The sequence below is a fragment of the Pseudomonas guineae genome (assembly GCF_900113745.1).
In the GTDB taxonomy this organism is placed as follows: Bacteria; Pseudomonadota; Gammaproteobacteria; order Pseudomonadales; family Pseudomonadaceae; genus Aquipseudomonas; species Aquipseudomonas guineae.
Map to the genome: position 1 here is coordinate 192,259 of NZ_FOQL01000006.1, position 13,824 is coordinate 206,082.

Annotated in this window: 14 protein-coding genes, 2 tRNA genes and 2 pseudogenes; 14 read left to right on the plus strand and 4 right to left on the minus strand. The window is 53.2% G+C overall.

Features of this window, described 5'->3' with window-relative positions; all coding sequences use genetic code 11:
* The first annotated feature begins 58 nt into the window (after positions 1-58).
* The 11 genes and pseudogenes from BMZ32_RS18335 to BMZ32_RS19895 form a co-directional block, all read left to right on the plus strand.
* Positions 59-1,789, plus strand: a complete 1,731-nt coding sequence (locus BMZ32_RS18335) for a tetratricopeptide repeat protein (protein WP_090244754.1) — start codon at positions 59-61, stop codon at positions 1,787-1,789.
* Positions 1,789-2,406, plus strand: a complete 618-nt coding sequence (lolB, locus tag BMZ32_RS18340) for a lipoprotein insertase outer membrane protein LolB (protein WP_090244702.1) — start codon at positions 1,789-1,791, stop codon at positions 2,404-2,406. Before BMZ32_RS18335 ends, lolB begins: the two co-directional genes overlap by 1 nt.
* Positions 2,403-3,278 carry a 4-(cytidine 5'-diphospho)-2-C-methyl-D-erythritol kinase gene (gene ispE / locus BMZ32_RS18345; protein WP_090244705.1) on the plus strand — a complete coding sequence of 292 codons (876 nt, stop codon included), beginning with the start codon at positions 2,403-2,405 and terminating at the stop codon, positions 3,276-3,278. Before lolB ends, ispE begins: the two co-directional genes overlap by 4 nt.
* Before the next feature lie 31 nt (positions 3,279-3,309).
* A tRNA-Gln gene (locus tag BMZ32_RS18350) sits at positions 3,310-3,384 on the plus strand.
* 52 nt (positions 3,385-3,436) lie between these two features.
* Positions 3,437-3,511: transfer RNA gene (locus BMZ32_RS18355), tRNA-Gln, on the plus strand.
* Positions 3,512-3,557: 46 nt separating this feature from the next.
* Positions 3,558-4,499: a ribose-phosphate pyrophosphokinase gene (locus BMZ32_RS18360; protein WP_090244757.1), complete on the plus strand. Its 942-nt coding sequence runs from the start codon at positions 3,558-3,560 to the stop codon at positions 4,497-4,499.
* Between the two features lie 115 nt (positions 4,500-4,614).
* Positions 4,615-5,235 carry a 50S ribosomal protein L25/general stress protein Ctc gene (locus BMZ32_RS18365; RefSeq protein WP_090244707.1) on the plus strand — a complete coding sequence of 207 codons (621 nt, stop codon included), beginning with the start codon at positions 4,615-4,617 and terminating at the stop codon, positions 5,233-5,235.
* A 63-nt stretch (positions 5,236-5,298) separates the two neighbouring features.
* Positions 5,299-5,889 carry an aminoacyl-tRNA hydrolase gene (gene pth / locus BMZ32_RS18370; RefSeq protein WP_090244710.1) on the plus strand — a complete coding sequence of 197 codons (591 nt, stop codon included), beginning with the start codon at positions 5,299-5,301 and terminating at the stop codon, positions 5,887-5,889.
* A gap of 32 nt (positions 5,890-5,921) precedes the next feature.
* On the plus strand, positions 5,922-7,022 hold the full coding sequence (ychF, locus tag BMZ32_RS18375; RefSeq protein ID WP_090244711.1) for a redox-regulated ATPase YchF: 1,101 nt from the start codon (positions 5,922-5,924) through the stop codon (positions 7,020-7,022).
* 86 nt (positions 7,023-7,108) lie between these two features.
* Positions 7,109-7,327 (plus strand): annotated as a pseudogene (locus BMZ32_RS18380) (hypothetical protein); the annotation flags it as partial.
* A 234-nt stretch (positions 7,328-7,561) separates the two neighbouring features.
* A pseudogene (locus tag BMZ32_RS19895) lies at positions 7,562-7,852 on the plus strand (tyrosine-type recombinase/integrase); the annotation flags it as partial.
* A 398-nt stretch (positions 7,853-8,250) separates the two neighbouring features.
* Here BMZ32_RS19895 and BMZ32_RS19380 read toward each other — a convergent pair.
* From BMZ32_RS19380 to BMZ32_RS18405, 4 genes are all read right to left on the minus strand, one after another.
* The gene (locus BMZ32_RS19380) at positions 8,251-9,327 is read right to left on the minus strand and encodes a hypothetical protein (RefSeq protein ID WP_139213974.1); all 1,077 of its coding nucleotides are present in this window, start codon (positions 9,325-9,327) and stop codon (positions 8,251-8,253) included.
* 1 nt (position 9,328) lies between these two features.
* Positions 9,329-10,891 (minus strand): AAA family ATPase, encoded by a 1,563-nt coding sequence (locus BMZ32_RS18395; RefSeq protein ID WP_090244761.1) that lies wholly within the window; start codon positions 10,889-10,891, stop codon positions 9,329-9,331.
* A gap of 106 nt (positions 10,892-10,997) precedes the next feature.
* On the minus strand, positions 10,998-11,327 hold the full coding sequence (locus BMZ32_RS18400; protein ID WP_090244713.1) for a hypothetical protein: 330 nt from the start codon (positions 11,325-11,327) through the stop codon (positions 10,998-11,000).
* Between the two features lie 47 nt (positions 11,328-11,374).
* Complete coding sequence (locus BMZ32_RS18405) at positions 11,375-11,581, minus strand: hypothetical protein (protein WP_090244715.1); 207 nt, start codon at positions 11,579-11,581, stop codon at positions 11,375-11,377.
* A gap of 461 nt (positions 11,582-12,042) precedes the next feature.
* Between BMZ32_RS18405 and BMZ32_RS18415 the strand changes: the two genes are divergently transcribed.
* From BMZ32_RS18415 to BMZ32_RS18430, 3 genes are all read left to right on the plus strand, one after another.
* Positions 12,043-12,315, plus strand: coding sequence for a hypothetical protein (locus tag BMZ32_RS18415; protein WP_090244720.1), 273 nt, complete (start codon positions 12,043-12,045; stop codon positions 12,313-12,315).
* Positions 12,316-12,326: 11 nt separating this feature from the next.
* Positions 12,327-12,656, plus strand: coding sequence for a lysogeny maintenance protein PflM (gene pflM / locus BMZ32_RS18420; protein WP_090244723.1), 330 nt, complete (start codon positions 12,327-12,329; stop codon positions 12,654-12,656).
* A 403-nt stretch (positions 12,657-13,059) separates the two neighbouring features.
* Entirely contained in the window at positions 13,060-13,422 is a 363-nt protein-coding gene (locus BMZ32_RS18430; RefSeq protein ID WP_090244340.1) for a hypothetical protein, read from the plus strand.
* Positions 13,423-13,824 lie beyond the last annotated feature (402 nt).

A 13,824-nucleotide genomic window follows, 5' to 3' on the forward strand; every position in this document is an offset into this window, starting at 1 on the left:
CTTGCCCCAACGCATGTGTCATGATGCCAAAACCGCAGGTTGGCCACGTAATCTTCCTATGAATAGATCCTTCGCCTTGCTGACTGCCGCTGCTTTATTGAGCGGCTGTCAAACCTTTGCACCCTCTGCCCCGGATGGCGCGCCTCCCGTGGAAGACCCCACTACTGTGAGCGCAGAAGCTCCACCACAGGTCTACCGCGCCTTCAGCCAGGAAACCTTGCTGTCGCTGCTGATTGCCGAATTGGCGGGCCAACGCAATCGCTTCGATATTGCCCTGGAAAACTATGTTGAACAGGCCAATGCAACCCAGGATGCTGGCGTCGCCGAGCGTGGCTTCCGTATCGCCGAGTATCTGGGTGCAGAACAATCCGCACTGGAAACCAGCCTGCTGTGGGCCAAAACCGCGCCTGAAAATATCGACGCCCAGCGCGCTGCAGCCGTGCAATTGGCCCGCGCCGGGCGCTACGACGAATCCATGACGTTTATGGAGCAGGTCCTACAGCGCCAGGGCGACACCCACTTCGATTTCCTCGCGTTGTCCGCTGCCGAGACTGACCCGCAAACGCGCGCCGGCTTGCTGCAGAGTTTTGATCGCTTGCAGGCAAAGTACCCAGACAATAGTCAGCTGCAGTTTGGCAAAGCCCTGCTGCTGCAACAGGACGATCGCCCGCAGGAGGCCCTGGAGCTGCTCGAACAACAGCCCAGCAAAAATCGTCCGATTGCCTCGCTCCTGCTGCATGCACGTCTGCTACAAAGCCTGGAACGTAACGCCGATGCACTGCAGTTGCTGGAGAAAGGCATCGAACTGCACCCTAATGATAAGCGCCTGCGCTTGACCTACGCCCGCCTGCTGGTCGCTGAAGACCGCCTGGACGATGCACGGGGCGAGTTTTCTTCACTGCTGCAACAACAGCCTAATGATGATGACCTGCGCTTTTCCCTGGCCCTCGTTTGCCTAGAAGCCGAGGCTTGGAAAGAGGCCATCGTTTACCTGGAAGAGCTGGTCGAGCGCGGCAGTCATGTCGACGCCGCACATTACAACCTGGCCCGCGCTTATGAAGAGCTTGGCGATACCTCCAGCGCCCTTATCGAGTACGCCCTAGTTGGACCAGGCAACGACTACTTGCCTGCCCAGGCCCGACAAAGTGACCTGCTATTCAAACAGCAACGCGCTGACGAGGCTTCCGAGCGCCTGCAAAAGGCTCGTGACAGCCAACCCGACTATGCCATCCAGCTGTATTTGATCGAGGCCGAAGCCTGGTCCAAACAACACAACACTGAGCGCGCCTGGGTGCTGATTCAGCAGGCTCTGGAGCAATTTCCTGAAGACCTCAATCTGCTCTACACCCGCGCCATGCTAGCGGAAAAACGTGACAACCTGCCCCTGCTGGAGCAGGACCTGCGCTTTATTATCGAGCGCGAGCCGGATAACACCATGGCTCTCAATGCCCTCGGCTACACCCTGGCTGACCGCACCACGCGTTACGCCGAAGCGCTCCAGCTGATCGAACAAGCCCACCAACTCAACCCGCAAGATCCGGCCATTCTCGACAGCCTCGGTTGGGTAAATTACCGCATGGGCAACTTAGACGAAGCGGAACGCCTGCTACGCCAAGCCATGCAGGCGTTTCCCGACCACGAAGTCGCCGCCCACCTGGGCGAGGTGCTGTGGATCCAGGGCAAACGCAAAGAAGCACGCACGCTCTGGCAAGAGGCCCTGAAACAGCAACCTGATAGCGAAATCCTGCGCAGCACACTGCTGCGCCTGACCGGAGCAGAGACACTCTGATGCTTGCGCGCCACCTGATAGTTTTTAGCCTGATCACCTTACTCGCAGGTTGTGCGGGCCTGACCTCGCGCGAAGCCCTTGAAGGCCAGGGCAATGCGCAAAGCTGGCAAGCGCACAAACAGCAAATTAGCCGCCTAGACGCGTGGCAGATCAACGGAAAAGTTGGCATCCGCGCACCAAAAGACTCCGGCAGCGGCACCCTGTTTTGGCTGCAACGCCAGGATTACTATGACATCCGCCTGTCTGGCCCTCTTGGTCGTGGCGCCGCCCGACTCACCGGCCGCCCCGGCGCCGTTTTGCTCGAAGTGGCCAATCAGGGTCGCTATAAAGCTGAATCACCAGAACAACTGCTGCAAGGCAAGCTCGGTCTTAACCTGCCTGTTTCACACCTGCTTTGGTGGATTCGTGGCCTCCCCTCACCTGACAGCAAAAGCCGCCTGAACCTCGACAGTCAAAGCCATCTGGCGAATCTGAGCCAGGACGGTTGGGATGTCGAATACCTGAGCTATGCCGAACAGGATGGCTTCTGGCTGCCTGAGCGCATCAAGCTGAAAGGCTTCGACCTGCAAGTCACCCTAGTGATCAAGGACTGGCAGCCGCGCCAGCTCGGCCAATGAGCACCTCAGCGATTCCCGCTGCCGCTGAATTGATTTTGCCGGCACCGGCCAAACTTAACCTGATGCTGCACATCCTCGGCCGTCGAGCCGACGGCTACCACGAACTGCAAACGTTGTTTCAGTTTCTCGACTTTGGCGATGAGTTGGGCTTTGCCCTGCGCCAGGATGGCCAGATTCAGCTGCATACGCCCATCGACGGCGTCCCCCACGACAGCAACCTGATCGTGCGCGCCGCGCGCCTACTGCAACAACAAACCGGCTGTACCCTGGGTACCGACATCTGGCTCGACAAACGCCTGCCCATGGGCGGCGGTATTGGCGGCGGCAGTTCGGATGCCGCTACCACCCTGCTCGGCCTCAAGCATCTCTGGCAACTGGATTGCAGCGAAGATCAACTCGCTGACATGGGGCTCAGCCTAGGTGCCGACGTACCGGTATTCGTGCGCGGCCACGCTGCATTCGCCGAAGGTGTTGGGGAAAAACTCCAGCCGGTAACCCTGAGCGAACCCTGGTTTCTCGTGGCGATCCCGCAAGTACTTGTCAGCACAGTGGAAATTTTCTCCGACCCTGAGTTGACACGGGATACGCCGCCCATTAAAGTTCGCAGCCTTCTTGAGGGGGGTGGTCATAACGACTGCCTGCCGGTGGTCCAGAAGCGTTATCCAGAAGTACGTAACGCTTTGAATTTGCTGAACAAATTTGTTCCTGCAAAATTAACCGGCACTGGAGCTTGTGTGTTTGGGAGCTTCCCAAACGAGGACGATGCTGATAAAGTCGCCCGCCAACTTCCAGGCACTTTGCCAAGCTTCATTGCTCAGGGTCGTAACATCTCGATGTTGCACCGCAGGCTCGGGATTTTGGTCAAGAAGTGAATGTAAGCTGTAAAAGCAACGGGTTGTATGTAGGGGCGTCGCCAAGCGGTAAGGCACCAGGTTTTGATCCTGGCATGCGTTGGTTCGAATCCAGCCGCCCCTGCCATTTCCGTCACATGACGGATATGCAACTCAGTGCACTCGGTTACACAAGATACAGGGGCGTCGCCAAGCGGTAAGGCACCAGGTTTTGATCCTGGCATGCGTTGGTTCGAATCCAGCCGCCCCTGCCATTTTCTGTACTCATCCAGGTATACCCTCAGCCGGCAGGTACTGCGCGTGTCCAAGATGATGGTCTTTACGGGGAACGCTAACCCCGATCTGGCGCGACGTATCGTACGTCAGCTGCACATTCCCCTCGGTGATGCTTCTGTCGGTAAGTTTTCCGACGGCGAGATCATGATTGAAATCAATGAAAATGTTCGTGGTAAAGACGTTTTCCTGATTCAGCCGACGTGTGCGCCAACCAATGACAACCTGATGGAACTGGTCGTGATGGCAGATGCCTTCCGTCGCTCTTCAGCCACCCGAATTACTGCAGTCATCCCTTACTTTGGCTATGCTCGCCAGGATCGCCGCCCGCGCTCCGCTCGCGTAGCTATTAGCGCCAAAGTTGTGGCTGATATGCTCACCGTAGTAGGTATCGACCGGGTTCTTACCGTCGACCTGCACGCAGACCAGATCCAGGGCTTCTTCGATATCCCAGTAGATAACATCTACGGTTCGCCTGTACTGGTGGACGATATCGAAGACCAGCGCTTCGAAAACATGATGATTGTTTCCCCGGACATTGGTGGCGTTGTACGTGCTCGTGCCGTGGCCAAATCCCTGGGTGTTGACCTGGCGATCATCGACAAGCGTCGCGAGAAAGCCAATCACTCCGAAGTGATGCACATCATCGGCGATGTTGAAGGCCGTACCTGCATCCTAGTCGACGACATGGTGGATACCGCCGGCACGCTGTGCCATGCGGCTAAAGCGCTGAAAGAACATGGCGCGTCCAAAGTCTTCGCCTATGCAACGCATGCCGTGTTGTCTGGTCGCGCGATCGAAAACATTGAAAAATCTGTACTCGACGAGCTGGTGGTGACCAACACCATTCCGCTGTCCGCCGCAGCGCAATCCTGTTCGCGTATTCGCCAACTGGACATCGCACCGGTAGTCGCTGAAGCGGTACGCCGCATCAGCAATGAAGAATCGATCAGCGCGATGTTCCGTTAATTCGGATTACGCCCTGAGCGCAATACGCCCTGCCCTGATGGCATGGCCTTTCAACCGACCGTCCCGTCGCTGGTCGCAAGCGTAACGGACGGTTTGGTTATTTTGGAGAAATGAAATGACTGCTGAATTTACCCTGAATGCTGAAGCGCGTTCCGACCTGGGGAAAGGTGCGAGCCGCCGCCTGCGTCGTAACGTTGCCATGGTTCCTGCCGTAATCTACGGTGGCGAAAAAGCTCCACAATCGATCAGCCTGCTGGCTAAAGATTTCGCCAAACTGCTGGAAAACGACGCAGCCTACAGCCACGTACTGAGCCTGAACGTTGCTGGCACCAACGAAAGCGTTCTGATCAAAGCCCTGCAGCGTCACCCAGCCAAGGGCTTCGTGCTGCACGCTGACTTCATTCGCGTTGTCGCTGGCCAGAAACTGACCGCACACGTCCCCCTGCACTTCCTCAACGAGGAAACCTCAGTTGGCGTGAAGCAGCAAGGCGGCGAAGTTTCCCACGTCCTGGCTGAAGTTGAAGTGTCTTGCCTGCCGAAAGACCTGCCAGAATTCATCGAAGTCGACATGGCTGCCGTTGAAATCGGTCAGATCGTTCACATGTCCGACCTGAAGCTGCCGAAAGGCGTTGAGCTGGTTGCACTGGCTCATGGTAACGACTTGGCCGTGGCTAACATCCACGCCTCCCGCGTTGCCAAAGATGAAAGCGAAGAAGGTGAAAGCGCTGCCGAGTAATCGTGCAACGCTGGAAGACAGCCCAGCCATTGGCTGGGCTTTTTCACATAAAGGGCTCCTGACATGACTGCCGTACAACTGATCGTTGGTTTGGGTAACCCCGGCCCTGAATACGACCAGACCCGGCATAATGCAGGGGCCCTTTTTGTTGAGCGGCTGGCCGACAGCCAGCGCATCAACCTAAGCGTCGACAAAAAATATTTTGGCCTGGTTGGCAAATTTAGCCATCAAGGCCGCGATGTTCGCCTGCTGATCCCCACCACCTTTATGAACCGCAGCGGCCAAGCCGTCGCGGCACTGGCGAATTTCTTCCGCATCCCGCCGGATGCCATTCTGGTGGCCCACGACGAACTCGACATGCCCCCCGGCGTCGCCAAACTCAAACAGGGTGGCGGGCACGGCGGACATAATGGGCTGCGCGACATCATCGCCCAGCTCGGCAATCAGAATAACTTTTACCGCCTGCGGCTTGGCATTGGCCATCCCGGGCACAGCAGCATGGTCTCCAACTTCGTCCTCGGCCGCGCACCACGCAGCGAACAAGAACTGCTGGACACCAGCATCGACTTTGCCCTGGGCAGCCTGCCGGAAATACTCGCAGGCGATTGGAGCAAGGCCATGCACAAGCTGCACAGCCAGAAAGCCACCTCTTAACTCTTTACCGCCATTCGCGCGAGGGACACACCATGGGATTTAACTGCGGCATCGTCGGCCTGCCCAACGTCGGCAAGTCCACCCTGTTCAACGCCCTCACCAAGTCAGGGATCGCGGCAGAGAACTTTCCGTTCTGCACCATCGAGCCGAACAGCGGCATCGTAGCGATGCCCGACCCACGCCTTGCCGCGCTGGCGGCCATTGTTAACCCCAAGCGCATCCTGCCGACCACCATGGAATTCGTCGACATCGCCGGCCTGGTCGCAGGCGCATCGAAAGGTGAAGGCCTGGGCAACAAGTTCCTCGCCAACATCCGCGAGACCGATGCCATCGCCCACGTGGTGCGCTGCTTCGAAGACGACAACGTGATTCACGTGTCCAACAGCGTCGACCCAAAGCGCGACATCGAAATCATCGACCTGGAGCTGATCTTCGCCGACCTCGACAGCTGCGAAAAGCAACTGCAGAAAGTCGCCCGCAACGCTAAAGGCGGCGACAAAGACGCCGTCGTACAGAAAGGCCTACTGGAGCAATTGATCGCTCATTTCAGCGAAGGCAAACCCGCGCGCAGCATAATGAAGAGCATGAGCAGCGACGAGAAAGCGGTGATCCGCGGCTTCCACCTGCTCACCACTAAGCCAGTGATGTACATCGCCAACGTCGCCGAAGACGGCTTTGACAACAACCCTCTGCTCGACGTCGTGCGCGCCATCGCCGAAGAAGAAGGCGCGATCGTGGTGCCGGTGTGCAATAAGATCGAAGCGGAAATCGCCGAACTCGACGACGGCGAAGAGAAAGACATGTTCCTCGAAGCTCTGGGCCTCGAAGAGCCCGGCCTGAACCGCGTAATACGCGCCGGCTACGACATGCTTCACCTGCAGACCTACTTCACCGCTGGCGTTGAAGAAGTCCGCGCCTGGACCGTTAAAATCGGTGCTACCGCGCCGCAGGCCGCTGGCGTCATCCATACCGACTTCGAGAAAGGCTTTATCCGCGCCGAAGTCATCGCCTACAACGACTTCATCCAATACAAAGGTGAAGCCGGCACCAAGGAAGCAGGCAAGTGGCGCCTTGAGGGCAAGGAATACATCGTTAAAGACGGCGACGTCATGCACTTCCGCTTTAACGTCTAAGCGAGCATGGGTCTAAACAGACCCTAGCGAACAAAACCCCTTGAGGAGAGATACCTCAAGGGGTTTTATTTTGCCGCACGATTCATTCAGTGGAACTATCCCTAGGCAACTTCGTAAGCCTGCTGGCACGAGAGCGAGTGGGCGCTAGACGAGCATTTCACCGGTTCACGGATTGGGAGTGCTGGCCTGTGATTCGTGACCACTATGCCGAGAAAGGCATGGACGAGGACGCGCTGTATAAGCACATCAAAGGCATCCTTGAAGAACGCCATGTCCGGTGGGGTCGGCTGTATGACCGCGCGTAAAGACGGCTAAACGTGGACGGCTGACTTCTATGAAAACGGTCGCGTTGGTCGCCGTGTCCGCAAGAAGGTTTTCTGACTAAGGCTGTAGCTCAGTGCTATGAATCGGACTACTTCGCCACCTATAACCAGACCTGTCTGGCCGCTCGCTCAAAGATGAAAAGTCCAGGCTTTCTCGTACCAAGGCCATTGTTGAGCGGCTGGGCAATCCTCTCGCCTCTCAGTTCGAATCGTTTGCCGATACTCAAGGAAGTGGAAGAGGCTGCGCTAAAGGTCGCCATGCCCGGAACAGGTAGGCTGTTTATGTCCTACAGGGCAGCTTTTCGTGGTGCCTACGAGCGCTGCGGCTTTGATACGCCAGGGCAACTCACCCACATCCTGCGGCACACCTTCGCCAGTCACTACATGATGGCCGGCGGTGACATTTTAAGTCTGCAGCGGATCCTTGGTCATGGATCAATCACAATGACCATGCGCTATGCACACCTATCGCCTGATCATTTGGAGTCGGCCCTAAGGCTTTGGCCTCGGGTTCCAGGCCGGCAAGGGTGGTGTCTGCCAGGGGGCGGCGTTTGATCTCTGAACGCTTCATTTTCTTGTATGCCTCCAGTTCAACTTTTGTTGAAGCATACACGCAGGCATACACAGCGGGAAGTTCTAGGGGTAGACAGGGAGATATAGCCAGAAACAAGAAAGCCCGCACAAGGCGGGCTTCTTGGGGTGTTTCGGAGACTGTCTGAGACAGGTCGAAACAGGTATTTGGTGGCTACGCAGGGACTTGAACCCCGGACCCCAGCATTATGAATCGCTTGAGGGTGACCACAGTGAACCTCAGCGCCCCATACAGCGGGCCTCTTAGTAAACCATCGACCCTACTAGAACAAAGTTTTCCAGAAAAAAAGCTCAAAGTAGTCACTCGCTTGGTTTTACGTAAGGCTGGGAGAGCTACCAATTGTCCAGCTTACGACAGTGCTTCCAATTTCAGTCCATAAGTTCCGCATTACTTCACAGTCTGAGGGGTCCATTCTGTCCTTGCGTTCTATAGCTGATTTCAGATCTTGCTTTAGTGGCCAAGGGTTTATTAAAAAACAGTCGCACTTGTTTAGTGTGCATTCTGTTTCACAGGCTGCAGGTGTAACTCCGAGCGCGGCACACCAGTAACTTCGGAAACGCTCATTGTTTTTTAAGTAGTGAGCGCGGACTCCCTTTTTGTAATCCCAAAATAATTTTGCTTCTTGGTGCTGGTTTTCATCCGCTAATTTTAATGCTGCAATGATTTCTCTTGCGTCATCGGTTCCAGCTATACCTCTCAAGAACTCTAAAGGGATTAAATTTTCGATCTCGTGAAAATCTAGATTTAGATGAAAAGAAAGTGGCTTGAGAGTGTCTTCAATGTTTCGAACTTTAGTTGATGTATCGCCAGGGGTGTCTGTTGGATATTTTTTGTCGCTGTCTGTTATGCAAAGGCAAAAAGTGTCAGCTGAAATTTGTTTTGAGTTATATATGTCGCAGGTTCTAGAACCGCCACCTTGCACTGGCTTTGATTTTATACGTAAATGAGGGTTGTTAAGAATGGTTTCGGAGTACCATTGGGCTACGATGTTATAAATTACTGCATCGTTTATATCTTCGTATACTACTTCAGTTGAGATTTGGGCTATGATGCTGGAGAAATTCGATATTGGTATTTTTATTACTTTTGTACCATTCTCTACTGATGATGTTATTTCGGCTCTGCCGTAGTCAACTAAAACATATGTCGACATATGATTAAGTACTGAGTTTGCTTGTGCGTGGCGAGCAACTGCCCTTTTGAACGAAGCCCTTGCGCTGGAGGATATCTCTTCTAAGTTAGATATCGCTGTTAATGTATTCCTGTCTCCGCTTACTAGGTGTACGCCAGATCTCAGCATAAAAGCCAAGCCTTGTATTCCGTCTATTATATTATGGTGTACTGGACTATTTAGGCAGTTTGAAATGCTAGAGTCAAGGTATATGAACATATTATACCTCGATATCGAAAAAGCCATATGGCCAGTTACTAAGCACTCCGTGCTCATCAAATCGGCTAGAGCTAACGCGAGTTTCTGATTTTTCGGTTTCTTTTGAAAAAATTATTATGTTGGCATCGGTATGGCTAATTTCTCCTGACGCTGTCATTAAACCGATCTTGTTTACTATGGCTTCGCTGTGGGTCTCTAGAACTAAGTTTATTTTTATTGCGTGTTTTCTGGCGTGTATTACGGCTTTAATAAGGGCCTCTGCAAGCTTTGCTTGCAGTCTTGGGTGTAGATGAAGTTCAGGTTGTTCTATTACGTAGGTATATATGTAGTTGTCTTCTGGAAGCCTGCTGGCTCTATGAATGAGCGTCCATATTTGTACAATAATTGGCATTACTTGGGAGAACCCAAAGCCCATGTCTGTCAGATTGAAGCTTTCACCTGATCCTTCGTATTCTATGCCTGCTGTAACATGTCCTCCTGAATATTTCACATCAAGCTTGAAACCAAATTCGCGTCTAGTCCAATTATCAAGTTGTTGCTTTTCACGCTCGCTTAAGTTGCGAACGAACATGGTCAGGTTTTCACCTTTGGAGTCAAGTTCGGCTACACTTAAATCCTGTGATCGATAATACCGCTCCGCAGATGCTCTAAGAGGGGCTGTATATGAAACTCTGCGGAATGTAGCATCAAGCACTTCGTCCAGAGCAGGAATGATAGAGGGTATTCTTGAAATCAATATGAGGTTTAGCAGCTCTTGAATACCGCTGCTTTTGGGGTCAGTGGCACTTGTTCGTTTTTGCCATGTCAGGGTGCTAGAGGCTTTTCTGAACGAGTTATACATTTGCTTTTTACTGCCAGCCTTTATGTTCATGTAGGCTGATGATAGTGCTGCTTCACCTGACTTCCCGTGTAGGAATTGACTGAGCTCTTTAAGTATATGTTGCCGTAATTTTTCAGGTGGTGGCTTGCTTCGCCATCTGTATAAAGCGGGCTCCTCTTGTTTTGCAAATATATTAGGTAGTAACTTTACAGCTTGTGTATATGAAAATAAATCGGCATATGCTGTGTAATCATGCTTATTAACATTTAGTTTTGATACTTTACCTTGCTCGTTGATTCCAATTTCTATTTCGTTGTCTTCGATTTTAATTGTTAATCCCGCTGTTCTCGTTAGTCCATCTTTCCCTCTCGAGGTTAGCCTTATTTCTATAACTACATTTAGTGTGTCGTCACTGTTTACTGAGATTCTCGGGGTTCTTTGCCATAGAACTGGTGAAGTTATTATTATTCTCGGTACAGCCAATCCAAATATTAAGGAGATTTCTTTTCCTTCGTTGTTCCGGCTTAGTGCTTGGTCGAAATCTCCGAAATCTACATATTTTCCGTACCACAGAACAGGGCTTCTTGTATTTGTTTCTACGCTTTGTTTTAGAAGTGGGAATATGCGTAGAAAGGTGCTTTTCCCAGAGCTATTTTCTCCGAGCAAAACTGTTACTGGGCTTATCTGAACTTCCTTTGTGTCTTCTAGGCTCCGGAGATTTTTTATTCTGATGTATTCAAGCATGCCTACCTCTGGTCTGTTGATCGCTTGATCAATACAATACTATATGATTTAATTTTATTATTGATGCTTTATACTTATAGTTAAAATCAAAATATCTATATCTGTATTACCAATCTTTATTTCGCAATCCATCTATGCATTCCTTCACGTCATCATCAATGACGTTCCCAGGCTTAATGCATTCCTTCATGGTGCGGCGAACTCCGCGATTGGCTTCGCGTTCGCGTTGATCTTGGGATTTGATGTTGGCGCGTGCTGCTTGGCCCATCGGGCCTTTTGACCCGGCGAAGAACTCATTGACCAGTGTATTAACTGTTTTGCCGTAGGCCTCTGCTGCAGGGCGCAGTGCGTCACCTACTTGCGTGGCGACGGGCTTTGATTCTTCGGCGAGTGTAGGGCTTGAGGCTATGGCTAGTGCCAGCAGTATCCTTTTCATTTTTTATCCTCATTCCTTTGAAGTTTTTGCCACGTATCTAACTCTACCTACTGGGGTAGGGCGAGAGTCAGATTGCCCATAATCACGTGCGCGGTGATTATCCATCCAATTGCGCTGAGTATGCCTAGTATTGAGTAACCGACCACAATGCCCAGGGCAATCTGCTTCCAAAGGCCTGAGAATTTTTCAGACTCTTGTTTGTATCTGACCGGTTGTTCTCGCTCGGCTCTGATTTCGTCGAAGTCATCTTTCATTGTTAACTCTCCCGGTCCGGTCTATGGGCGTACCAACGCCTAGCCACTTCCTTTGTGATTGCTATCCCACGCTTGGACTGGTCAAGTTTCTGTTGGCTTCGTCGTAGTCGGGGCTGGTTTGGCCGCACTCAGGTGCAATCTGGCCGCTTGCCAGCCATAAGGCGTACTCGGGATGGATCTTCACAATCGAGCTGATGTCATCCTCATTTGCGCGTCTGCCTCCCTTCCTCAGTGCATACCATTTCTCTCGGTCGATGCCACTGAGCTCTTCCAGCTTCTTTGCTGTGAGCTTCTTATATTCCCAAATAGCGACAATTCGCTCTCTGATCATTCTAAATTCGTCTAAATAATTGGCATATATTGCTAGTCAATATTAGCCTTCACCCTATAATTGGCACTAGATAACTGGCAAATAATGCCAATGCCAAGCGATTTTACTTGTCGAGTATAGGGCAAAAACTATGGAACAGTCTGGTGTAGTGGGGCTCAACATCGAAGGGAACCCGGAGCGTATTACCGATTTTCGTGATGCGCCTTTTTGCTCACAGCAGGTTTTGGTCGACATGCTCGGCACAGAGCTGATCACGCCTGACGTTGTGCGTGGCTGGGTTGAGTCTTCCACCGTTCCCACCATCAAGATCGGCCGCCGCCGTGTAATCAATCTCCACCGCATCCGCCGCGACCTCGACCGGGGCAAAACCGTGTTCTGCGCCGGGGATTACGCGGATGAGTAAGGCGGCCAACCATGAAGGACTACAGTCAACTACCGCACGCCGAGAACTGCGACTGCTCTGTCTGCTGGTCACAAACCGAGATGGCCAAGCCCGATCCTTGCCCGTCCACACCCTGCGACCAATGCCGCCCCGCGTCTGCCCTACCCGTTCGCACACTGAAAATGCACCTCGTCGCTGGTGCCTGGACGCCCTTGCTATCCCAGTGGCAAATCACACCGGCCTTTACCTGCGCGAAACACACGCCAAGCGACCGACCGCCCAAGTATTGGAGCGTTGTGGAAAACATCGGCAAGCCGGTGCCCTTCGTGCCGCTACACGAACCTTTTCAACTCGTGGGGTGAACCATGTCTAGTGCTTGGGGCTTTATCACTATTGGTGACTGTTTTTACTGCGACGAAACGCTTGGAATCAACTGTAAAGACTTCAATGTTGCTGATGTTCCTGACGTCATCGTTTGTGCTTCGTGTGAAGCGGCTCATGCCCGGCACCTTGCAGCTAAAAATAGATCGCTGCCTGTGTCCGGGGCTGGTTTACCAGTCGCGGGCGCAGGTGGCGAAACGGGATGACAAGGGCCAGGCCCTTGGTGTTCACCACATAACAGTTCAACGCATCACCCGGCTTTAAACCCCGGCAAGCCGAAACAACCCAGCAGATTCGAACTTGAAAGTTCACCTGCTCGGGATCGCTCGGCCTGCAGAAAGGCAAAACCGCGCACTAACGCGCAACTGAAAAGAGGAAATACCGATGGCTCGTTCAACTATGGAAGTTGCATTTCTCGGCACCCAAATGACCCAGGTGGAAGACACCAAATACGCCAAGGTCTTCTATGGCGATGAGCCAGACGGCAAGACCGAGCACGGCCTGTCCATCATCGGCATGGCCATCGCAGAAGATGCCGCCGACGAAGTGTTTGCAGCCGGTGCCAACTTCGAACCGCTGCAATTGGTGCGCATCACCTTCGACGTGGCACGCGGTGGCCAGAACAAGGGCAAAAACCTCGCCCTGCACATCGAAGCGGTCGACACCAAGTCCAGCCGTTCCGCCTCTCCGCAAACCCAAGCCCCAGGTCAGCAGCAGGCCAAGCCCGCAGATCCGGCCAAGGCGTAAAGGCTAACCGCCGTGCTGATCCGTGACCGTGTGCTGTGTGATGAGTGCCTGTGCCCTATGGGCCAGCTCCATCACATGCCTGTCGATCATAACGACTACTTCACGGACAACAGCACGGCCCCTGATTACTGCGTGTGCCCTGACTGCTCGGACGCATTAACCGCTCAAGCCAGTACGCCGTCACCGGCTGCTGATTGATCGTCCTGCAGTCAGACCACGCAACCACCCGGAGGCATCAGGTATGGGGCTGGAAAGCTACTTAGCCAACATCACCTTGGGCGACCTCTGGGCGCTCCAACTCATTCAAGGCGTCGTGATGATCATGGCCCTTGGTTTGATCCACGGGCATCAGAGGTAACGGCTATGGCGTTCACATGGGGGCAATACGTCGTTATCGCTGGG